The sequence below is a fragment of the Parasphingorhabdus flavimaris genome (assembly GCF_013371215.1).
GTDB classification, from domain to species: Bacteria; Pseudomonadota; Alphaproteobacteria; order Sphingomonadales; family Sphingomonadaceae; genus Parasphingorhabdus; species Parasphingorhabdus flavimaris.
In genome coordinates this window covers 753,910-776,958 of record NZ_JABWMH010000003.1, presented here as the reverse complement: position 1 = coordinate 776,958, position 23,049 = coordinate 753,910, and the positions used below count along the sequence as shown (strand labels likewise).

The window sequence follows — 23,049 nt, the reverse complement described above, 5'->3', positions numbered from 1 at the left end:
ACAGCTATATGTTCTATTTATGTTCTCATCCGATTCGATACAAGATGGAGATGAATTTTGGCAAAGAAGCTATCAATGGGACTGCTTACAATAGCGATGTGTTCAAGCGTGACATGGGCGCAGGATGTGAGTTTACAAGAAAGCAATGCCCCCACTGAACGGGAAGCTCTGGATCAACACGCAAGTGAAAAACCCACGTTTCGGTTGTTCCAGCATGGAATTTGGCAACCGGAAAATCAGCTAAAGCCCGTGACTGGAGCACCGACAAATCATGAAGGTACTAAAACCAATCTACAACCAAGAAAGCTTACAGGACTAAGCCGATCAGCCTCGTCAAGGCGGTTTATTTACCTAACCTCCATCCGGGCAGCCGAAAAAAAAACACGCCCTACCCTTTGGGTTGCTCGACGCTCTAATTTGGCAGGAATCGCGGTACAATCCTATGGCTGTTAGTTCTGCTGGTGCTGGCGGTCTTACGCAGTTGATGCCTGGAACCGCATTAGACCTTGGGGTTGAGAACCGGTTCGATCCTTCCGCCAATATTGACGGGGGAGCACGGTATCTCAAGCAAATGCTGGATAAGTTTGGGGGGATTCACCTAGCGCTGGCGGCATATAATGCCGGACCTAACGCCGTGCTGAAAGCCAATGGCATTCCCCGATACCAGGAAACACGGAATTACGTAAAGAAGGTCCTTGCGCGCTGGACAGAATCGGGGCTGTAGGACAGAGAACACTTGATCATGAACCATTCAAACTCAAACCGCCTTCGGCTAACCGGTAAACTCATCAAAGGCGAACGCCACTATTTGCTTCAATGCGCAGATGAAAATGTTTGGCGGTTAAACTTTTTGGACGTGAAAACCCCAAAGGACGGCACCCAAGTGATCATTGAAGGCGTTCAATCCGGTGTTGACGGGATTGAAGTGGACTGGATTGGTGTCAAAAATTGAATAATTGAATTTGCTAATCAAGCAGTTCAACAGCTTTTCTCTTATGCTCGGGAGCAAGATGCGCATAGCGCAAAGTCATTTCGTAATCGCTATGACCCAACAGCTCTCTGATAGCGTTCAAATCCACTCCCGCCATAGCCAAGCGGGACGCAAAATGATGCCGCATGTCATGCCAACGAAAATTGACAATTCCCGCTTGTTCTAAGATTGCTGTCCACGATTTTTTCACATTGTTAAAACGCATTCCATCAGCATTTTGAAATACCCTGCCCGATGATTTTGCGCATTGTTTCTGCCAACGGCCAAGAACTTCCAAGCAAGTGCGGTTCATGGGAATATGTCTCGTTTTTCCTGACTTCGCCGTTTCACCAACAACAGCAATTGATCTCACGGTAAAATCGACATGCTGCCACTTAAGATCGAATACCTCCCCTCGCCGCATACCGGTGTGCAGCGAAAGTATGATCATTGGCTTGAGGTGATCTGTGAACGCGCACTTCTTAAAGTCAGGAAGTCGGCGATAGCCGCGTTCACTTCGCCACCGGTTTGCACTGTCCCGTTCACCGCACCTGCGTTCCTCGCGGCGATCTAACGATTCGAGCAGCAACTTCAGTTCTTCATCATTGAGATAGCGAACACGCGGCCTGGTATCCTCTCTTGCCTTCTTCACTTTGGCGATTGGATTTTGTTCAATGATCTCAAAATCGACAGCTCGGTTAAAGACTGCTTTTATGGATGCGATGTCGCGATTGGTGGTTGTTGTTTTGTTTCCCACAGCAATTCGGCTAGCTCTCCACCGCTCCAGATCAATAACATTGATATCATCCATTTTACTTTTCAGAAAATCTTTGAACACGGTTCGGATCCGCTTGATATTTTGCTCATGTGCCTTTTGATGAGATTGAGCCCAAGGTTGGAAAAATAGATCGATAAACTCACCGAGCGTGATTGCTCTGGCGTTTGATTTTTTCTCATCCATCGGATCAATACCGGAATGATACTGAGAAATGATTCGTTTAGCCTGATTTCTTGCTTGTCCAACGGCCATGGAGTCTGCGCGTCCTAGCCGCCAGCGCTTGCCGCGATCATATTCGCAGTAGAATGATTTTACGCCCGAAGGTTGCACCCGAACCAGAAAACCATTCAAACGGCTATCTCTAATTTCATAAGGTCTTTTAGCCAATTTGGCACGGTCTATGACAGCCTGTGTAAGTGCAGTTTGCACGGCCATTTCCTTTCTATCTCAACACACGCACTTTTTCTGTAAGTGCAATGTAAGTGCAAAATGATGAAATCTACCGGGATCAATGAGTACAAAACGGGAACGTCAAAATCAAGCTATCTTTTTGATTTTATTGCAATTATAGTCCCAAATCATACCAAACCGTCCCAGTAAATATCACGCATTTATCAACTGGGGGTGTGGGGGTCGGAGGTTCGAATCCTCTCGTCCCGACCAATTTTCTGGAGCCAGAGGGCGTCCGGAAAACGAGCGGTCGTTGCAACACCTCACCTGAAGTTGCCACAATCTGTTTCCAAGCTTGTCAAAGTTCGCGCCAAGGAACGGCTTTTCTGCCTTGCCCGTGTACAAGGGATATCTGGAATGTCGCGACCGGAGCGTCAGCGAACTCGGCTGGATGCAGTCGGACGGGGCAGTTCCGTTGCCTGCTCCTCGCGCCATAGATTTCTTCAAAACATCCAGATGCCGATAACAGGTTGGAACCACCTTCGGCGGCGGGCGTTGGAATAAAAATCGCTGCAAGCGCCATTCCGGTCGTCAGGGATCTGGCCACCGCTTATCTGGAGTCACCATTTATGAAAGCCGTCTTCGTTCTGATCGCGTCGATTGCATTTGCCATTTCGCCGTTTTTATCACCGGAATTTGGCGGCTTTGACCCCGAGCGCTATCCGATACCGCAACGCAATGCTGCGGTTCAGCCTGCGGGATGGGCGTTCGGCATCTGGGGCATCATCTACCTCGGCCTTATCATTCATGCAGCTTTCGGTGTTCTGAAATACGGGAAAGATACTGCATGGGACCGCGGTCGCATTGCATTGCTTGTGTCGCTGGCGATTGGATCGATCTGGCTTCCGGTCGCTTTATTGTCGCCGATCTGGGCGACGATATTGATTTGGGTCATGCTGCTTTCGGCACTGGCCTCCCTCTATCAGTCCGCCGGCGCAACGCCCTCTTGGATCGCCCGCTGGCCAGTGGCGCTCTATGCAGGCTGGCTCTCCGCCGCGTCATTTGTCTCGATCGGCCTGCTGCTTGCCGGCTATGGCTGGATGGAAGAAATACCCGCAGCGATCGTCGCGCTTGTCCTGGCAACAGCATTTGCGGCCTATAACGGCTATCGCCTGGCATCATGGCCCTACGGGGCAGCGGTGGCCTGGGGCTTTTTCGGGATTGCGGTCGCCAATATGGACTCCTCCGAGATGGTCGCCGTCGCGGCTCTGGCCGCCGCAATCCTGGTTCTTGGCCTGTCGATTTGGCGGAACAGACATACGGGTTGAGCGGCCGCGCTTTCCTATAGGCTATAGACAATCTATCCATCCGGTGAACTGTCCCCGACTCCCTATCCGAACGGTCGATAAATATCCTCTTGCGGCTGTGTAAACCACGCCGGACCCGCCGCCGTCATGTAGAAATGGTCTTCCAGCCGGATGCCATATTGGCCGGGCACAACGATCATCGGCTCGTTGGAAAAGCACATGCCCGCCGCCAGCGGCGTCTTGTCGCCCTTCACCAGATAAGGGCCTTCGTGAATGTCGAGCCCGATGCCGTGGCCGGTGCGATGTGGCAGACCCGGCAGATCATAGTCGGGGCCGAGGCCGTGGCTGATCAGCACATCGCGGGCGGCCTTGTCGACGTCTTCGCAGGGCGTGCCGATGGCGGCGCGGTCAAAGGCGGCTTGCTGGGCCTGTTTTTCCGCATGCCACAGTTTTTCGACTTCGCTGTCCAGTTTCGACAGGGCATAGGTGCGGGTAATGTCGCTATTATAGCCGTCGATGGTGCAGCCGGTGTCGATCAGGATCAGCTCGCCTTCCTCGAGCGCCGGGTCACCCGGGACGCCATGCGGATGGGAGGTCGCTTCGCCGAACTGGACAGCGCAGAAACTGTTGCCGCCATCGGCCCCGCCGGCGCGATGCAGACGGTCGATTTCGGCGATCACGGTACTGGCCTTCATGCCCGGCTTGACCCACTCGAAGACCGTCTTGTGAACCGACAGCGTCAGCTGCATCGCCGCGATCATCAGGTCGATTTCGGCCTGTGATTTTATCGCGCGCAATGGAGCGATAACCGGGGCGGCAGAGCCACAGAGAACAGGATTCTCGCGCTGCGCCAGCGCGTCGAACAGACGCGCGGCGTGGCCGTAGGAACATTCTGGATCGAGCGCGCAAGCCCGGCTTTCGTTGTCCGCCAGCAAAGACGCTATCAGCGCGAAGGGGCATTCATGCTCTTCCCAGAAGGCCATTTCCGACGCCATCGGGAATTTGGCGCGGATCGCGGATTCCTCGAATTTCGGGCAGATGAAGACAATGCGGTCCGCGGTAATCAGTACGCCAACAAAACGCTCGCTTTCATAAAATGCCTCGGCGAAAAAATAGCGCATATTGCTGCCGGGGGTGATGATCACCGCATCAAAACCGCTGGCCGGCATCGCGCCGCGTAAACGGTCCAGCCGCTGCTCGCGTTCGGCGTCGCCGATCGATGGCGGTCGCGATACTGTCGTCATGATTGTTTCTCCGCAATGATTGCCCCGCCTATAACCCATTTCACACAAAGTGCACGCTTTGCGCGCCGGCCACGCTCGCAGCATATTGCAATCGTCAAACGGGTTGAAGGGAGGCTTTGCTGCGTGGGTCTCGCTCCCACCTGAGTCCTTATCGTCCGGCGACGCCGCGCTTCCTAACCGGAACGGCTTCTTCCAGGATGGTCTGTTCGGTGATCGGTGGCTCGGGGAATGCAATGATCGGCGCGCGTTGCCCGAGCCTGTCCCCTTGCCCGTGGTCGAGCAGCAATTTTCTTGCTGCTTCAGGCGGGACCGCGGCCGAATAGAGATAGCCCTGTCCCAGCTGACAACCGATTTCGTCCAGCTGACCGGCCTGGCTTTCGGTCTCGATTCCTTCTGCAATCACCCGGATACCGAGCTTTTGCGCGATGCCGAGCAATCCTTCGATAATGGCACTGCTGCGGTCATCTCGTTGCAACTGTTTCACGAAGGACCGGTCGATTTTTATGATGTCAACCGGGACGGTCAGAAGATGGGTCAGCGAAGCGAAGCCCGTGCCGAAATCATCCAGCGCAATACGGAGTCCGTGCGAGCGGAGAGACCTGATTTCCTCTGCGACGATCTCGTCATTCTGCCCCAGATAGACCGATTCCGTAACTTCGAGAATGACATGTTTCAATGGAATATTGTGACGACCGAAAGCCGCTTTGATCCGGTCATAAAGCGTACCGCTGTGAAAGTCGGCAGACGAGATGTTGACGCTGACATGCTTGAACGGGACGCCGCGGTCCAGCCAGGAACGGGCATCGGCGGCGACAAGGTCCAACATGGCCTGAGTCAGCTTGGCGGCGACATTCACATCGGTCGTCGCCTGGTGAAATGCTCCGGCGGCAACAATATTGCCCTCCGGCGTCCGCAGGCGGCACAAGGATTCCAGACCGACGATCTCGCGTGTGTCGAGCCGGACCACCGGCTGATAATAAGCCTCGATCCGCCCTTCGCCCAATGCGGTATCGACGTCCTGAATTACCTCGATCCGCTTCTTGATTGCCGTGCCGATACCCGGCCAGTAACGGACAAAGCCGCCGCGCCCGGTTTCCTTCGCGTGATAAAGCGCGAAATCGGCATGCCTGTGCACCGTTTCGGCCTCGCGGTCGCCGGGCGAAAGCGCCGCTCCGCCAATGGTCGCGCGTGGCTGGATTATGTGGCCCCCGCAACTGGTGACCGTTCCGACGGTTTCGAGAATGCGCGAGGCTGTTCCGTCCAGATCCGCAACCGCGCCGGTTTCCTGCAGAATCACGGCAAACTCGTCGCCGCCAACCCGAAACACATGATCAGGCAGAACCGCTGTTCTTATCCGCTTGGCGACGCTTTGCAGCAGGTCGTCGCCCGCCTGATGGCCAAAGGTGTCGTTGATTGTCTTGAGATTGTCGAGATCCACCACCATCAGCGCCCAGGTCCCGGCCTCATCGCAGGAAAGCCGGCCCAGTGCCGCATCAAAGCTTGCTCTGTTCGGCAAGCCGGTAAGTGCATCAATCGATGCCTGGCGTTCGCGCTCCAAGACGCGCTCGTGCTGCTCGAGCGCAATCGCGCAAAGGTGGATGCAGGCGTTGACAAGCTCCTGCTCGAGTGCGTCCTGTATTCTGTTCTGCTTGAAATATAGCGCGAAGGTGCCACAGACTTCGCCCTCGGCATTGCAGATCGGAACCGACCAGCAAGCCTTGAAACCGGCTGGCAAAATATGTTCCTTGAACAAGGTCCAGCGCGGATCGGTAGCGATGTCGGTTACGGCCACCGGCTCGCCATGATAGGCGGCGCTGCCGCACGAACCGACATTGGGACCGATCATGATGCCGTTGACCAGTTCGGAAAATATCTCGGGAAGGCTGGGCGCTGCAAGTGGATAGAGCTGTCCGTTGCGCTCGACCCGCAGCACGGAGCAGGCAACGTCCGGCAGCAGGAGCTCGATTTCCAGGCACAATTTTTTCGCCGTAACATCCAGTGATTTGCCGGTGGCGATCATCTCAAGAATGGTATTTTGAAACCGCAACAACGAACACCGCCTTTATATTCCAGACTACGCCGGCCAACCGGATTCCGCCTCGTCATGTAGAACAGATCATGCAGAGGCGGATTGGCTCTCGCTAGAGTTACGGCGATAATGCAGATTACTTAAGGAATTGCGGATGTGAGACCCGCAGAAGCGCAATCATGTGCATTTATCGACCGGACATATAGCGGCCATTGGTAAAATACGGCTTTTGCCCGAGGTCGGCATGGCAGCAGCGTGGTTTGAAACGGGCCAGGCCGTTAAAGCCGGGCGGCGTGCCAGCGCAAATGGTCGTCCATGAACGTGGAGATGAAATAATAGCTATGGTCAAAGCCGTCACGCAGGTTCAGCGTCAGCGGAATTGACGCCTTCTCGCAAATCTCGGCCAGAAGATGCGGCTTCAATTGCTCCTCCATGAAATTATCCGCCGCCCCCTGGTCGACGAGAAACTCCGGAAAGCGCGCGCCATCCTCGATCAGCGCGCAGGCATCATAGTCCCGCCACACTGCCTTGTTTTCGCCAAGATAGCGGCCCAGCGCCTTCTTGCCCCAGGGACAGTCTGACGGGGCGACTATCGGCGCAAAGGCCGAAGCAGACTTGAAGCGGTCAGGATTGCGTAGCGCCATGGTCAACGCGCCATGGCCGCCCATGCTGTGCCCGAATATGCCCTGCCGACTCATGTCGACCGGAAATTGTTCGGCGATCAGGGCTGGCAATTCCTCTTCGATATAGCTGCGCATCTGAAAATGGTCGGCCCATGGCTCCTCGGTGGCATCCACGTAAAAGCCGGCGCCCTGCCCGAGATCATAGCTGGAATCATCCGGGACACCTTCGCCGCGCGGCGAGGTATCGGGCGCGACCACGACCAGCCCCAGTTCGCTCGCCAGCCGACGATATTCGCCTTTTTCCATGACATTGGCATGGGTGCAGGTCAGACCGGACAGAAACCAGAGCACCGGCATTTTCGCGCCTGCTTCATGATCGGGCACATAGACCGCAAAGCTCATGTCGGTCCCGGTCACGGTGGAAGCATGGGAATAGGCACCCTGAATGCCGGCAAAACTTCTGCTTGAGGAAATGCTTTCCATCAGAACACTACGACGCTGCGGATGCTTTCGCCGGCATGCATCAGGTCAAATCCCTTGTTGATCTCTTCCAGTGACAATGTGTGGGTAATCATCGGGTCGATCTCGATCTTGCCATTGACATACCAGTCGACGATTTTCGGAACATCGGTCCGGCCGCGCGCGCCGCCGAACGCCGTGCCTTTCCAGACGCGTCCGGTGACCAGCTGGAATGGCCGGGTGGAGATTTCCTTGCCGGCTTCGGCGACGCCGATGATGATGCTTTCGCCCCAGCCGCGGTGGCAGGCTTCGAGCGCCTGACGCATCACATCGGTATTACCGGTGCAGTCGAACGTATAGTCCGCACCGCCGTCGGTCAGCGCGACCAGATGCTCGACGATGTCACCCTTGATCTTTTTCGGATTGACGAAATGGGTCATGCCGAATCTTTTGCCCCATTCCTCGCGGTCATCATTGATGTCGACGCCGATAATCTTGTCCGCGCCGACCATTCGCGCGCCCTGCAGCACGTTGAGACCAATGCCGCCAAGACCGAAGACGATGACATTGGAGCCGGGCTCCACTTTCGCCGTGTTGGTCACCGCGCCAACACCGGTGGTGACGCCACAACCAATGTAACAGCTGGTGTTGAACGGCGCGTCGGTGCGGATTTTCGCAACCGCAATTTCCGGCACGACGATGAAGTTCGAAAAGGTCGAGCAGCCCATATAATGATAGATCGCCTCGCCCTTGTAGGACATGCGGCTGGTGCCGTCGGGCATCAGTCCCTGTCCCTGGGTCGACCGGATCGCGGTACACAGGTTGGTCTTGCCCGACAGGCAGCTTTTGCACTGGCGGCATTCCGGCGTGTAGAGCGGGATCACATGATCGTCGGGAGCCACCGAAGTGACGCCCGCCCCCACTTCGCGCACGATCCCTGCGCCTTCATGGCCCAGTACGCTCGGGAACTTGCCCTCGCTGTCCAGACCATCGAGCGTATAGGCGTCAGTATGACAGATGCCCGTCGCCATGATCTCGACCAGCACTTCGCCCGCCTTGGGGCCTTCCAGGTCAAGCTCGACAATCTCGAGCGGCTTCTTGGCTTCAAATGCTACGGCTGCGCGTGTTTTCATATTAGGGAGGTTCCTCGGTTAAGCGATTTTCGCTGTTGTAGGTCACAGTGTTCGGTGTCCGCAAGGCGCATTTTGCAATTTGAGACGGCCCGACCCATACGCCACAATCGTTGATTTGACCAAGGCACCGGATTGACGGTTGATCTTCCCGCCGCAATCGTTTCAATGAAACGGATATTGGGAGATGCAGAATTGATCCAGGATTACACGCCCATCCGCGAGGAAGTTGCCAAGCTATGCCAGAAATTCCCGGGTGAATATTGGCGGGCGCGTGACAAGGCGCGTGAATATCCGAGCGACTTTGTCGCCGCTCTCGGCGAGGCCGGTTATCTGGCAGCCCTGATCCCTGAGGAATTCGGCGGCGCCGGATTGCCGATTTCGGCGGCAGCGGCGATCCTCGAGGAAATCCAGGCGCAGGGTTGCAACGGCGGCGCCGTGCATGCGCAAATGTACATCATGGGCACGATGCTGCGCCATGGATCGGACGCGCAAAAGGCACAATATCTGCCGAAAATCGCAACCGGTGAATTGCGCCTGCAGGCCTTTGGCGTGACCGAACCGACCAGCGGCACCGATACGCTGGCGCTGAAGACCGTGGCGAAGCGGGACGGCGATGATTATGTCGTCAACGGACAGAAGTTGTGGACCAGCCGCGCCGAGCATAGCGACCTGATGCTGCTGCTCGCCCGCACCACCCCGCGCGACCAGGTGGCCAAGCGCACCGACGGTCTGTCAGTATTTCTCGTCGACATGAATGCGGCCAGAGACAACGGGCTGACCATCCGGCCGATCGACACGATGATGAACCACAGCACCACCGAATTGTTCTTCGACAATATGCGCGTACCCGCCGCCAATCTGATCGGCGAGGAAGGCAATGGCTTTCGCTATATCCTCTCCGGCATGAATGCCGAGCGGTTGCTGATCGCGGCGGAATGTATCGGGGATGCCAAATGGTTCATCGAGAAGGCAACCGCCTATGCCAAGGAGCGGGTGCTGTTCGACCGGCCGATCGGCCAGAACCAGGGGGTCCAGTTCCCGATCGCCCGCGCCTATGCGCAGATGCGCGCTGCCGAGCTGCTGGTCCACGAGGGCCTGCGCAAATATGAGGCGGGCGAAAATTGCGGCGAGGAAGCCAATATGGCCAAGATGCTGGCCGCCGACGCCAGCTGGGCCGCTGGAGAAGCCTGCGTCCAGACCCATGGCGGCTTCGGCTTTGCCGCGGAATATGATGTCGAGCGCAAGTTCCGCGAAACCCGGCTCTACCAGGTCGCCCCGATCAGCACCAATATGATCCTCTCCTATGTCGCCGAACATGTGCTGGGCCTGCCCCGGAGCTATTGATGAGCAACTGGGCAGACTGGATCGGCAAGAGCGAGACGCGCCGTGACGTGATAACGCCGGGCCTGCTGCACCGCTTTTGCGCGACCATCGACCGGCCGGTCACCGATGACATTCCGCAGGGGCTGCACTGGTGTCTTGGCCTGCCCGATACACCGACCGCGCAGCTCGCCGAGGACGGTCATCCGGCAAAAGGCGGTTTCCTGCCACCCATCCCCCTGCCCCGCCGGATGTGGGCGTCGAGCGAAGTTTCGTTCGAACATCCGCTGCAGCTCGGCGACGAAATTTCGCGCGTTTCGACCGTCGCCAGCATAGAGGAGAAATCCGGCAAGTCGGGCGATCTGGTGTTTGTCGCGGTCGACCATGAAACCCGTGTTGGCGAAATGGTCGCGATTAGGGAACGGCAGAATATCGTCTATCGGGAGCCGGCCGCAGCTCCGGTACCGACACGCCAGACCAGCAGCGCAGCGCCGGACCATCAGGACTGGGACTGGCAACAGAAAATCGTGCCGACCGAGCCGATGCTGTTCCGCTATTCGGCGCTGACTTTCAACAGCCACCGCATCCATTATGACCGACCCTATGCGATGGAGGAAGAAGGCTATCCCGGGCTGGTCGTGCAGGGACCGCTGATGGCGACATTGTTGCTCAATCTGGCCGCACGCGAACTGGGTGCATATCAGCTCTCAAGCTTTTCCTTCCGGGGACAGGCGCCCGCCTTCGCCAATGCCGCGATCTATCTCGTCGGCAAACAGGAGGGCGAGAATATTGCGCTCGCCGTCATCGGCAATGACGGACAAGAGATCATGAGCGCGCAGGCCGCGATATAGGGGGAACGGAACCCTCCGGTCGTGCTGAGCCTGTCGAAGCATGATGGCGCGCACCCGTCCTTCGACAGGCTCAGGACGAACGGGATCGAGCCGAGACACCCAATTCCAGCCGCAAAAGAAAAGCCCGGCGGCTGCGGTTCACGCGGCCACCGGGCTTTCCAGCATTTTATGTCAGCCTAGAAACGGTCGGCGTTCATCACCTTGGTCCAGGCCGCTGCAAAATCCTCGACAAATTGCTGATCGGCATCATCAGAAGCGTACACTTCCGCAACCGCGCGCAATTCCGAATTGGATCCGAAAATCAGATCAACCGGCGTCGCGGTCCACGTCAATTCGCCCGTCTCGCGGTCGCGACCCTCGTACAGGCCCATGTTCGCATCGGACTTCGCCCACTGCGTTTTCATGTCGAGCAGATTGACGAAAAAGTCGTTGCTCAACTGACCAGGGCTGTCGGTAAACACACCATGGGACGACTTGCCCGCGTTGGCGTTCAGCGTCCGCAGCCCACCGACCAGCACCGTCATTTCCGGCACCGTCAGGTTGAGCGCATCGGCCTTGTCGACCAATGCTGCCGCTGGCGCCATATCCGCACCGGCAGCATAATAGTTGCGGAAGCCGTCGGCCTTGGGTTCGAGATAGGCGAAGGACGCCGCATCCGTCTGTTCCTGCGTGGCATCGACACGTCCGGGCGTGAACGGCAGGCTGACCTTGTGGCCCGCCTTGCTCGCCGCCTGCTCGACCGCTGCATTGCCGCCCAGAACGATCAGGTCGGCGAGCGAAACCTGCTTGCCGCCTTTGGCACTCCGGTTGAAATCCTTCTGGATCGCCTCCAGCTTGCCCAGCACCTTGGTCAGCTCGGCCTTGTCATTGACCGCCCAGTCGCGCTGCGGTTCCAGCCGCAGCCGCGCACCATTGGCGCCGCCACGCATATCACTGCCGCGGAAGGTCGAAGCCGAAGCCCATGCCGTGCGCACCAGTTCGGGTGTCGACAGACCGGATGCCAGAATTTTCGACTTGAGCTGCGACACGTCCGCATCGCCGATCATCGCATAGTCAGCCGCAGGCAACGGATCCTGCCAGACGAAGGTCTGGCTCGGCGCGTCGGAACCGAGATAGCGCGCCGAGGGCCCGAGATCGCGATGGGTCAGCTTGAACCATGCGCGGGCAAAGGCCTCAGCGAATTCTTCGGGATTCTGATGCCAATGTTCGGCGATCTTGCGGAAACCGGGATCTTCCTTGACCGCGATATCGGTGGTGAACATGATCGGCGCGTGGGTCTTGCCCGGGATATGCGCGTCGGGGACCATGTTGGCAGCGTTCGGATCGCTCGGAATCCACTGGGTCGCACCGGCCGGGCTCTTCGCCTTGACCCATTCGAAACCAAACAGATTGTCGAGATACTGGTTGGTGAACGCAATCGGATTGGCCGACCACGCGCCTTCCAGTCCGCTGGTAATCGTATCCTCGGCATTGCCCTTGCCGCATTTATTGGCCCAGCCCATGCCCTGGCTTTCGATTCCCGCAGCGGAGGGTTCGTCACCCATGCATTCCTCGGGCTTGTGCGCGCCATGCGCCTTGCCAAACGTGTGGCCACCGGCGATCAGGGCCAGCGTTTCCTCGTCGTTCATCGCCATATTGCCGAATGCCCGGCGAATATCGGCAGCCGCCGAGATCGGATCATGATTGCCGTTGGGTCCTTCGGGATTGACGTAGATAAGGCCCATCTGGGTCGCAGCGAGCGAGCCCTTGAGGTCGCCCTTGCCGTCGCGGCGATTGTCTTCCAGCATCTTGGCTTCGGGGCCCCAGAATATGAGATCGGGTTGCCATGCATCCACGCGGCCACCGGCAAAGCCGATGGTCTTGAAGCCCATATCTTCAAGCGACACATTGCCGGTCAGCACCATCAGGTCGCCCCATGACAATTTGCGGCCATATTTCTGCTTGATCGGCCAGACCAGACGGCGCGCCTTGTCGAGGCTGACATTGTCGGGCCAGCTGTTGAGCGGCTCGAATCGCTGTTCCCCGCCATCGGAACCGCCGCGGCCGTCACCGACACGATAGGTGCCGGCGCTGTGCCAGGCCATGCGGATGAAGAAGGGACCATAATGGCCATAATCGGCCGGCCACCAGTCCTGCGAAGTGGTCAATGTCTTGCGGATATCCTCCTTGACCGCCGCCAGATCGAGCGTCGCGAATTCCGCTGCATAGTCAAAGTCCGGCCCATAAGGATTGGACTGTGCCTCGTGCTGGCGAAGCGCTGCGAGGTCGAGGCTTTGTGGCCACCAGTCCTTGTTGGACATGGCGCCCGGCGGATCCTGCACCACCGTTTTTTGCGCCTCAGCCGGGCTTGCGATCGCCAGTGGCGCCATTGAAGCGGCCAGCAGCGCAAAAAGTGAAACTTGTGATTTGAACATCTTTCTCTCCTCCGGGACCATCCCATGATGAACAGAAGATTAGCCCGAGGAGAAACAATGCCGAAATCAGTAAATTTCCTAAGAGCAATCGAGGATGTCGATTATTGAAGCATCTGTCAGGAAGCCATTCGATCAATAGACCTGTTATCGCCGACGGTTGGCACGCGCGCCAAAACCAAAGAAGCCCGGCAGCTGGGTCGCATTAACTGCCGGACTTCCCCTGGATACCCAAAATGGGCTTGGTGCGGCACCGGGACCGAGAAGGATGAACTTCCCGATGGGGTCGGTGCCGCAAGATTTTGTTAACCGAGTCTTTTTACGCTGACTGTGACGGGGATCACTGACCCGAAGAAAAACAAACCATGACCAGCGAAAACTGCAGCGGGACGGACGCTATTCAGACCGTCCGTTTTGCACGGTCCTTCTGGTTCTGCCCCTGGATCGCGTCTTTCGCAGCGCTCCACTCTTCGTCTCCCCAGCCGAGCAGCTGCGAGAAATTGCCGCCGCCGGCAAGATAGCTGCCACCGTCTATCGCAATGGTCTGGCCGGTCAGATATTCCACACCGGGACCAAGCAGGAAGGCAGCGAGATTGGCAAGCTCGTGCATTTCACCCGGCCGGTCTATCGGCGCTCCGCTGCGCTGGCGCTCTTCGTCGCTGCCGGTGGGATTGAGGCGGCTCGACATGCCCTCGGTCGGGAACAGTCCCGGCGCGATCGCGTTGAGACGGATATTGTAACGCGCCCATTCGACCGCAAGACTCTGGGTCATCACATTGATCCCGGCCTTGGACATCGCGCTGGGCACGGTAAAGGCGCTGCCATTCCACACCCATGTGGTCAGGATAGAGACAATATTGCCGCGAGTCTTGCCCTCGATCCAGCGCTTGCCGATATCGTGGGTCATGTAGAATGTGCCGCGAAAGACGATATTGGCAATCGCGTCAAATCCGCGGATTGAAAGATCTTCGGTACGGGAGATGAAATTGCCCGCGGCGTTATTGACCAGGCCCGTCAGCGGTCCGTGCTGCTGCCAGATGATATCGTTCATCTCGCTGATCATCTCCGCGCTGCGGATATCGCACGGGTGCGGGACAACCTTGCCGCCATGTTTTTCGACCAGTTCCTCTGCCGTCGCCTGGCACACTTCGCCGCGCCGGCCGCAAATATGAACCTCTGCGCCAAGCTTGAGCAGGCCCTCGGCCATTTCCTTGCCGAGACCAGTGCCGCCGCCGGTTACGAGTATCCGTTCGCCCTTCATCAGGTCGTCGCGGAACATGAGTTTGCTGGTGTCCATATCATCCTGTCCTGTTCTTGTCTGTTATGCCGCTCATATTTCATGAGTCGCTGGATCCAGACTAGCAGTAATGGATCATCGGAAAAGCTGCTTCTTGGGACAGGTTTGGCCGCCGGGCAATATTGTGGCTGATATCGAGCATCGTCGCGCTCGTCTCCGGACAAAAAAACGGGAGCTTATCCGAAGATAAGCTCCCGCTGCGCCTCTGTTGGGGCTGCTGTCCTCTTGCGATTCCAGCGGCCGCTTGTTCGGCGTCCGGCTTCCGGTCCGAAGGCGTTAATGGTTGGTGGTTTTCCACGTGTCCGCTTGCGCTTCTTCGCTTCGGTCTCCAACCCGCATTGGGTCCGGTCACCCGATGATCTTCGTCCAGTCGATCCGTTCCGGCTTGCGCCTTCCCTTTTCGGCTATTCTCCGATCATCCGCCGTGAGATCATTTTATCTTTCTTGCAAAAAACAATCTGGTCATCTCGACGATCTTCCGGTTCCCGGGCTGTCCTGCGGGTCATTGCTGACTGGTCGCTGGTTCGTCCGGTGGCCTTCCGATAAGCCATATATGACTCTTGATCCCGAGTCGGACCTAATGGAAAATATGAAGTTATCCACAGGCGGCATAGTTAACGGTGGAAAACTACTGCCGATGTGGTGGATAAGATTGGGACGGTGCCGGCGGGAAGGCAAATAGTCGCGCCAGTCGTCCGCTGGTCCGGTCCTTCAATCGGGAGGAGATTGTCGAAGAACCGGACCTTTGGACCAACCCCGGCGCCTCAATTGGGAGGAGGAGGTGGCAGCCGGGATTGTAACTCTTTGCCTCAGACCTGAATCGTTGACAGCAATACCATGCTGCTAACGGACAGGGCGGCGACAATATTGAAAAGCGTTCTCATGGATTTTCTCCTTGTTAAAACGCCTGTCAAACATCTCTTTTCCTGCGTAACTTACAGGCTCCAGATGGTCGCTTCCGATAAAGGTTTCAATTGAGAATGGAGTCACCTCAGTTGCATGAAACGCAACTGAGTAAATTCTATCTAATTGAAATATCAGAATATATTCTTAAGGAGTTTCTTGCCCTTGTCGAGCGGGTTCCTCCTGAAATTCGCTTCTTCCTTGCCGATATAGGTGAAGATACCTTCGAGCGCCTGATCGGTGACGCTGTCGGTCAGGCCATCACGCGAAAAATCTGCACCGCCCAGTCGGGCCAGCGAGGAAATAGAGCCGAGCCGTTCGACCTGGTCATAGGCACCGAGGTCACCGAGCGCCTTTTCCACCAATGGCCGGACCTTGACCGCCAGTTCTTCACCCGATGTGCGGCGCAAATAGTCGGAGCCTGCCGCTTCGCCGCCGGTCACGATACCGACGCCATCCTGCAATGTCAGGCCATCGATAGCCGAGCGGAACACCGGCTTGGCTTCGAGAGCGGCCCTGCCGGCGGCGTCATTGAGTGTCTTGGTAATATCCTTGGTCAGCCCCGCCTTGCTGGTGAAACGCAATATGCTGGTGGCCTTTGCGAGCGGGCCGGGCAGCAATATCCGCACCGCCTTGTCCGCGTAGAATGCGCCGGGTTCGGACAGCTTGTCGAGCGCATTGTCGGACGCGTCGCCGAGCAGGCTTTTCACGCCTGTGCTCTGCGCCATGGCGGGGGTCGCCGCGAAAGCCATCATCGCCAACGGCGTGGTCGCAAGCGCGATGGCGCTGCATGTTCTGCTAAAGACTTTTCCGTACCCCATGACCATATCTCCTGTTTTAACTCAGGTGATCATAGCATATTCCTTGTGCTCTTGCCTGAACGGCCCCGGCAAATCGGGTAAAATCATGCAAAGCGACAGATTTTCGCCGCCGCTATTTGCGTTCGGAAAACAGCAATATGCCTTTGGTCTCGGTCCCGGACAATTCCGTCAGGTCGAGCGAGAATGGATCACCCTCTGCGGTTTCGCCCGAAAGGCTGGTGCCATCGCGTACGACCTTGAAATCATTGCCGGTCAAACGGCTTTCGTACCAGTCGGCCAGTTTCTCGACACCGGCTGGCGATTTGAAGCTGATCCGGACCTCGCCGCCCTGCCCGTCCTTGTCCTCGATATCGAAACCGGTGACCTGGCTGCCGGGATAGAGATCGACATCGTTCATGTCGAAATCATCGCTGTCGAGAGTGATGTCCGGGAGATCGACCTCCATTGAAAAGCCGTCCGCCTTGATCGAGAATTTGCTGTCCTCACCGTCGCCGCCGATTTTGACCTTCTCGGCTTCGGATTTGTCGTCGTCGCTGAAATCTATCGATACGGCGGAACCGTCTTCAGACTTGCTGCAAGCCGACAGAGCAAGCGGCAATGCCGCCAGTAGAATAAGATATTTGGTAGACATGAAAATCCCTCCAGACTGTATTATTGAATTAATACAGTCTGGAGGGTATCTCGTCAAGCGTCAGTCTGGATTCAGGCCTCGATCGAGGTTCCCGGATTACCAGCATTGACGACGCCGCCATCGACGGGAAGCGTTGAACCGACGACATAGTCACCGGCCGAGCTGGCGAGGAATAGCGCTGCCGCCGCCATGTCTTCGGGGCGACCGATGCGTTTTGCCGGAATGCCTTTTTCGACCTTGTCCTCATGATCGCGAGCCGCCTTGTTCATGGTCGAAGCAAAGGCGCCGGGCGCGATGGCGGTCATGATGATATCTTCCTGGACCAGCTTGGACGCCATTTTGCGGGTCAAATGGACCACCGCCGCCTTGGACGCCTGATAGCTGTAGGTTTCCCACGGGTTGACTCTCAGACCGTCGATCGAGGCAATATTGATAACCTTGGCCGGGCGCTCGAAGCTGGCGGCGGCTTTCAGTTGCGGATGCAAAGCCTGGGTCAGGAAGAACAGGCCTTTGACATTGGTGTCCATGACCTTGTCCCAGCCGCCTTCGGAAAAAGACGTATATTCCTCGCCCCATGCGACACCGGCATTATTCACCAATATGTCGAGCTTCTCTTCGCGCGATGCGATTTCTGCAGCCAGTGCCTTGCAACCTTCATAGGTCGAGATATCGCCCTGGATATAGGTGCAATTGTCGCCGAATTCGGCAGCAGCGGCTTCGCCCTGATCGGCCTTGCGACCGGAGATATAGACCTTGGCGCCCTGTGCCAGAAAACCTTCGGTGATCATCGCGCCAATTCCGCGCTGGCCACCGGTGACGAGAGCAACACGCCCTTCGAGAGAGAATAGCTTGTTAAAATCCATCGTCATTATCCTTTAATAGCCTTGCATTTCAGCGACGAGATTGGTGTGATAATTCACATCTCCCATGAACTCCTGCAGAGCGCGGTCGCGCTTCATATAGAGACCGATATCATATTCGTCGGTCATGCCGACGCCGCCGTGCATCTGGACGCCTTCCTTGACCGAAAGCGCGGTTGCCTTGCCGGCCTTTGCCTTGGCAACGGAAACCATCATGTCGGCACTGGCCGAGCCTTCATCGAGCAATTGCTGGGCTTTCAGAACGCAGGCCCGTGCGACTTCGATCTCGCTGTAGAGATGCGAAATACGGTGCTGCAGCGCCTGGAACGATCCGATCAGCGAACCGAACTGGCTCCGGCCCTTGATATAGTCGACGGTGATATCCATCGCGCCGGACCCCACGCCGAGCGTTTCGGCTGCGGCACCGGAGCGACCGGCATTGAGCAAGCGCCGCAAGACCGCGTCGCCGTCGTCGACTTCGCCAACCACCGCGTCGGCGTCGACGAGAACGCCGTCAAATTGCATATGCGCTGCCATCGCGCTGTCAACCAGCCGCGCATTGTCTCTGGAGACACCCTTTGCACCGGTGTCGACCGCGAAAAGCGTCAGGCCTTTTTCATCGCCAGCCTTGCCGCTGGTCCGCGCTGCGACGAGGACCATGTCGGCCGAACCGCCCTGGACCACGAACTGCTTCTTGCCGTCGAGCTTGAAGCCGTTGCCTTCGCGGGTCGCCGCCATGCCGATCTGGTCGGGACGATGTTTCGCGCCTTCATCAATGGCCAGCGCCAATACCGTGTCCCCGGAAAGGATGCCGGGAAAATATTTGTCGCGCAATGCCTTGCCGCCCGCGTTGAGCGCTTCGACACCGGCAACCGCTGTGGTTAGAAAGGGCGATGGCGTGAGATTGCGTCCAATTTCTTCCAGCACGACACCCGCTTCGACATGGCCGAGCCCAAGCCCGCCTTCGTCTTCGCCGATCAAGATGCCGGTAAAGCCCATCTCCGCAAACTGCTTCCACAAAGCGTGCGAGAAGCCGTCCTTGCATTGCTTGTCACGGAATTCGCGCATGTGCGAAACCGGTGCCTCGCCCTTCATGAATTCTACCGCGCTGTCGTGGAGCATCTTCTGATCATCGTTCAAATAAAGAGGCATTTTCTAGTCCTTGTCTTGATCTGTGTACTGCGAGCACGCTCGCAAACCCGTTCCGCCGGAACGGTGGTCGGAAAGAGCCCTGCTAGGCGCCGGGCAACCGCAATATCTGTTTGGAAATGACGTTCAGCATAACCTCGCTGGTGCCACCCTCGATGCTGTTGGCCTTGGTCCGCAGCCAGTCGCGGGCAGTGAGACCGCCGTTGCTGGCATCGCTTTCCCATTCCAGAACCGCGCTGCCGCCAGAGGACATGATCAGTTCGTAACGACTCTTGTTGAGCTCGGTGCCGACATATTTCATCATATTGGGTTGCGCCGGATGGCAGAGGCCTGCCTTGAACGTGTCGCCGAAACGCTCGGCCATCGCGCGGAAGGCGAGCAGTTCCATATCGAGGTCAGCCAGTTTCGCGCGGAGGATCGGATCGTCTAGACGGCCCATTTCATCGCGGCCGATCTTGTCGGCAAATTTCTCGCCCAGCGAACTGCCAGCCGAGCCGCCCTGACCGGAAATCATGCTGCGTTCGTGACCCAGCAGATATTTGGCAACGTCCCAGCCCTTGTTTTCCTCATAGACGATGGCGGACACGTCTTCACCATAGGTTTTGGGCACTTTCACGTCGTCAAAGAAAGTTTCGCAAAATGGCGATGCACCGGAGATCAGCTTGATCGGCTTGGTCGAGACGCCCTCGCTGGCCATGTCGAACAACAGGAAGGTAATGCCTTTATGCTTCTCGTTCTTGTCGGTGCGCGTCAGGCAGAAGATCCAGTCGGCCTGATCGGCATAGCTGGTCCAGATTTTCTGGCCGTTGACCAGATAATGATCGCCCTGGTCGATCGCGCTGGTTTGCAGCGACGCGAGATCGGAACCAGAACCCGGTTCGGAATAGCCCTGACACCAGCGAATTTCTCCGCGAGCGATCTGGGGCAGGAAATATTTCTTCTGCGCTTCGGTGCCGAAGTGCAGCAATGCGGGGCCAAGCATCCAGATGCCAAAGCTCGACAAGGGCGAACGGCATCTGAGCCGGGCCATTTCCTGTCCGAGAACTTTTGCTTCGGCCCGCGACAATCCGCCGCCGCCATATTCCGTCGGCCAGTCGGGTACGGTCCACCCTTTCGCCGCCATGATATCCAGCCATTCTTTCTGGCCCGGTTTGAACGTTGCGTTGCGGCCACCCCAGACGGCATCGTCTTCGCTCGTCATTGGCTGGCGCATCTCTGGCGGACAATTGGCTTCGAGCCAGGCGGCGGTTTCCGCCCGGAATGTTTCAAGATCGGACATCACGAATTTCCTTTTAATTGATCAATTAAAGTTCGACTATCATAAATGCGTGGATTGATTCAACGATTCCCTTCGTCGGAAGTCAAAAAGAATCAGGGAATCAGGCGCATGTTTTTTCGGCGACCGATCAGGCTTTCGATTTCCGTAACGGAAACAGGATTGGTTGGCACAAGTGATTGACGCACAAATGCATCAACGCTTTATTGGCAGGATAAAAGGGAGCGCAAGAGGATGCGATTTAAAGGCAAGACCGCCGTGATAACCGGCGGGTCATCGGGTATTGGACGAGCAAGCGTTGAACTTTTTCTGCGTGAGGGCGCCACGGTCGTCATGGGCGATATCGATGAGGCGGAGGGCATTGCGATGATGTCGGCGCTGGGCGATGCGTTTCTTTTCCAAAAATGCGATGTCACGCAGGAAAGTGAAATCAAGGCGCTGATGGACTATGCTGCGGAAAAAACCGGCGGCATCGATATTCTGTTCAACAATGCAGGCGCCGGTGGCCCGCGCGATGCGATCGACGAGATCAGCGGCGATGATTGGGATTTTGCCATGGCCTTGCTGCTCAAGTCCGTCGCGATGGGGATTCGCCACGCGGCACCGCATCTCAAGCAACGCGGCGGTGGAGCGATCGTCAACACGGCCTCCATTTGTGCTTTTCAGGCCGGCTATGGCCCGATTGCCTATTCCACGGCCAAGGCCGGTGTCCTGCATCTGACCAAGGTCGCCGCAGCCGAACTGGCCCAGTATAAGATCCGGGTAAACGCGATTTGCCCCGGGTTCATCCAGACCAATATTTTTGCTGCCAGTCTCGGGGCGAACAAGGAAGAAGCCCGGCAGATCAATTCGGTGCTCGGCCAGGCCGCTGCCAACGCGCAGCCGGTTGCCCGCCCGGGCGTGCCTAGCGACATCGCCGAAGCAGCCGCCTATCTGGCGTCCGAAGCGGCGGGCTTCGTCACCGGCACGCATTTGCTGGTCGACGGCGGTATGCTGGTCGGCACGCCGGGCAGCTGGAACCCGGAAGTGCCGGGCATGCTCGATGCGATCGCGCCGGAGCATCTACGTTGACAGACACTTCCGACAAGCTCCCGCTCAGAACCAAAATATTATACGGCTTCGGGGCTTCGGCCTACGGGATCAAGGATAACGGTTTCTCCGTTTTCCTGCTCTTCTATTATAACCAGGTTATCGGCATGCGCGCCGACGTCGTCAGCCTGGCGATTGCCATCGCCCTGTTCGTGGACGCATTTATCGACCCGCTGATCGGCCAGATGACCGACCGGACCCGCACCCCGATAGGCAGGCGCCACCCGTGGCTATACGGCGCGGCCATACCGATCGCCGCCGCCTGGTTGCTGCTGTGGCATCCACCCGAAGCCAGCGCCGCGATCCAGTTTTTCTATCTGCTGACGATGGCGATGCTGGTGCGGATTTCCCTGTCGGCTTACGAAGTCCCCTCGCTGGCATTGTTGCCGGAACTCAGCCGCGATTATCATGAACGGACCAGTACATTGCGCTACCGCACCCTGTTCGGCTGGGCCAGCGGCCTGGGCATCATGGTATTTGCTTATGGCGTCCTGCTGGTCCCCAGCGAAAAATATCCCGTCGGAATGCTCAACATCGACGGCTATTCGACCTTCGCGATCATCGGCGCCAGCATCATGGCCTTTGCCGTCCTGGTGTCGGCCGTCGGCACCCACAAGCGGATGGTTGGCCGGTACAAGGCTGAAAAAACCCAGCCAAAGACCGCCGAAAGCTTCTCGGAAATGCTGTCCGCGTTCCGCTTTTCGCCCTTTCTGCTGCTGATGTTCGCGGGCATATTCGCCTTTACCAATCAGGGGCTGCTGTTTTCGATGACGCCTTATCTGCTCACCCATGTCTGGGAATTCGGCTCGGCGGAAATGACGCTCTATTCTGCGGTGTTGTTCATCGGGGTCATTCTGGCATTCATCCTGGTCACGCCGGTATCGAAAAAATTCGGCAAACCCAAGGCGGCTTCCTTTTTTACGCTGTTTGCGGTGATCGTCGGCACGGCCCCTTACTGGCTGCGTATGATCGATGCCTTTCCGCCGCCCGGATCACCGCCGCTGATTCCCGTTCTTTTCACCTTCCTCGTGATCGGCATTGGCGCCAGCATCTCGGCGATGATCCTGACCATGTCGATGATGGCCGATGTGACAGACGCCTATGAATTCGCGGTCGGCAAACGCACCGAAGGCCTGTTCTCCTCCGGCATGTGGTTCATGCAGAAGATGGTCGGGGGCATGGGCATATTGCTGTCGGGCCTGATCATTTCCTTCATCCAGCTGCCCGCGCAGGCGGTTCCGGGAAGCGTGGATCCGGCGATTGTCGACAATCTCGCCTTGATTTTCGTGTCACTGGTTACCGTGATCGGACTCGCCGGTACATGGGCCTACAGCCTGTTCCCGCTGACCGAACAGGACCATGGCGAGCGCGTGGCAAAGCTCGCCGTAGCCATGCCGAAGGTGAAATGACGGAGACGGAATAAAAACGCGTTCGGCGCGGCTTTCGCTGTGGCAAAGCCTCGCCGCCTCTGATAAGTTAATCGTGTAGTTAAATTGCAGACAGAAAGA

At 57.4% G+C, this 23,049-nt stretch carries 19 protein-coding genes; 7 read left to right on the top strand and 12 right to left on the bottom strand.

What is annotated here, in order from left to right; translation table 11 throughout:
- Positions 1–400: 400 nt before the first annotated feature.
- Positions 401–724, top strand: coding sequence for a lytic transglycosylase domain-containing protein (locus tag HUO14_RS16320; RefSeq protein ID WP_217272206.1), 324 nt, complete (start codon positions 401–403; stop codon positions 722–724).
- An 18-nt stretch (positions 725–742) separates the two neighbouring features.
- Positions 743–952, top strand: coding sequence for a DUF5818 domain-containing protein (locus HUO14_RS12615; RefSeq protein ID WP_123906201.1), 210 nt, complete (start codon positions 743–745; stop codon positions 950–952).
- 13 nt (positions 953–965) lie between these two features.
- Here HUO14_RS12615 and HUO14_RS12610 read toward each other — a convergent pair whose 3' ends face one another.
- A complete protein-coding gene (locus tag HUO14_RS12610) occupies positions 966–2,177 on the bottom strand; it encodes a phage integrase (RefSeq protein WP_164088932.1) in 1,212 nt (403 codons plus the stop codon).
- A 590-nt stretch (positions 2,178–2,767) separates the two neighbouring features.
- On the opposite strand from HUO14_RS12610, the gene HUO14_RS12605 reads away from it, so the two are divergent.
- Positions 2,768–3,466 (top strand): TspO/MBR family protein, encoded by a 699-nt coding sequence (locus tag HUO14_RS12605; protein ID WP_176280137.1) that lies wholly within the window; start codon positions 2,768–2,770, stop codon positions 3,464–3,466.
- A 62-nt stretch (positions 3,467–3,528) separates the two neighbouring features.
- Here the strand turns inward: HUO14_RS12605 and HUO14_RS12600 are convergent, their stop codons facing one another.
- From HUO14_RS12600 to HUO14_RS12585, 4 genes are all read right to left on the bottom strand, one after another.
- Entirely contained in the window at positions 3,529–4,689 is a 1,161-nt protein-coding gene (locus tag HUO14_RS12600) for a M24 family metallopeptidase (RefSeq protein WP_176280136.1), read from the bottom strand.
- Positions 4,690–4,837: 148 nt separating this feature from the next.
- A complete protein-coding gene (locus tag HUO14_RS12595) occupies positions 4,838–6,739 on the bottom strand; it encodes a sensor domain-containing phosphodiesterase (RefSeq protein ID WP_217908004.1) in 1,902 nt (633 codons plus the stop codon).
- A gap of 257 nt (positions 6,740–6,996) precedes the next feature.
- Complete coding sequence (fghA, locus tag HUO14_RS12590) at positions 6,997–7,824, bottom strand: S-formylglutathione hydrolase (RefSeq protein ID WP_176280135.1); 828 nt, start codon at positions 7,822–7,824, stop codon at positions 6,997–6,999.
- Complete coding sequence (locus tag HUO14_RS12585) at positions 7,824–8,933, bottom strand: S-(hydroxymethyl)glutathione dehydrogenase/class III alcohol dehydrogenase (protein ID WP_176280134.1); 1,110 nt, start codon at positions 8,931–8,933, stop codon at positions 7,824–7,826. The genes fghA and HUO14_RS12585 overlap by 1 nt, the downstream gene beginning before the upstream one ends.
- Before the next feature lie 165 nt (positions 8,934–9,098).
- On the opposite strand from HUO14_RS12585, the gene HUO14_RS12580 reads away from it, so the two are divergent.
- Together HUO14_RS12580 and HUO14_RS12575 are read left to right on the top strand one after the other, a co-directional pair.
- Complete coding sequence (locus tag HUO14_RS12580) at positions 9,099–10,277, top strand: acyl-CoA dehydrogenase family protein (protein WP_176280227.1); 1,179 nt, start codon at positions 9,099–9,101, stop codon at positions 10,275–10,277.
- Positions 10,277–11,104, top strand: a complete 828-nt coding sequence (locus HUO14_RS12575; RefSeq protein WP_176280133.1) for an HTD2 family dehydratase — start codon at positions 10,277–10,279, stop codon at positions 11,102–11,104. The genes HUO14_RS12580 and HUO14_RS12575 overlap by 1 nt, the downstream gene beginning before the upstream one ends.
- Positions 11,105–11,280: 176 nt before the next feature.
- On the opposite strand, the gene katG is transcribed toward HUO14_RS12575, so the two are convergent.
- The 7 genes from katG to HUO14_RS12540 form a co-directional block, all read right to left on the bottom strand.
- Entirely contained in the window at positions 11,281–13,518 is a 2,238-nt protein-coding gene (gene katG, locus HUO14_RS12570; protein WP_176280132.1) for a catalase/peroxidase HPI, read from the bottom strand.
- 397 nt (positions 13,519–13,915) lie between these two features.
- Positions 13,916–14,812, bottom strand: a complete 897-nt coding sequence (locus HUO14_RS12565) for an SDR family oxidoreductase (RefSeq protein WP_176280131.1) — start codon at positions 14,810–14,812, stop codon at positions 13,916–13,918.
- A 1,037-nt stretch (positions 14,813–15,849) separates the two neighbouring features.
- Complete coding sequence (locus HUO14_RS12560) at positions 15,850–16,536, bottom strand: DUF4197 domain-containing protein (protein WP_176280130.1); 687 nt, start codon at positions 16,534–16,536, stop codon at positions 15,850–15,852.
- A gap of 112 nt (positions 16,537–16,648) precedes the next feature.
- Positions 16,649–17,167, bottom strand: a complete 519-nt coding sequence (locus HUO14_RS12555; RefSeq protein WP_176280129.1) for a hypothetical protein — start codon at positions 17,165–17,167, stop codon at positions 16,649–16,651.
- A 71-nt stretch (positions 17,168–17,238) separates the two neighbouring features.
- Complete coding sequence (locus HUO14_RS12550; RefSeq protein WP_176280128.1) at positions 17,239–18,030, bottom strand: SDR family oxidoreductase; 792 nt, start codon at positions 18,028–18,030, stop codon at positions 17,239–17,241.
- 12 nt (positions 18,031–18,042) lie between these two features.
- The gene (locus HUO14_RS12545; RefSeq protein WP_176280127.1) at positions 18,043–19,179 is read right to left on the bottom strand and encodes an acyl-CoA dehydrogenase family protein; all 1,137 of its coding nucleotides are present in this window, start codon (positions 19,177–19,179) and stop codon (positions 18,043–18,045) included.
- A gap of 82 nt (positions 19,180–19,261) precedes the next feature.
- Entirely contained in the window at positions 19,262–20,455 is a 1,194-nt protein-coding gene (locus HUO14_RS12540) for an acyl-CoA dehydrogenase family protein (protein ID WP_176280126.1), read from the bottom strand.
- 231 nt (positions 20,456–20,686) lie between these two features.
- Here HUO14_RS12540 and HUO14_RS12535 point away from each other — a divergent pair, with 231 nt between their 5' ends.
- Positions 20,687–21,523 carry an SDR family NAD(P)-dependent oxidoreductase gene (locus HUO14_RS12535; protein ID WP_176280125.1) on the top strand — a complete coding sequence of 279 codons (837 nt, stop codon included), beginning with the start codon at positions 20,687–20,689 and terminating at the stop codon, positions 21,521–21,523.
- A complete protein-coding gene (locus HUO14_RS12530; protein WP_176280124.1) occupies positions 21,520–22,950 on the top strand; it encodes an MFS transporter in 1,431 nt (476 codons plus the stop codon). The genes HUO14_RS12535 and HUO14_RS12530 overlap by 4 nt, the downstream gene beginning before the upstream one ends.
- Positions 22,951–23,049: the final 99 nt, after the last annotated feature.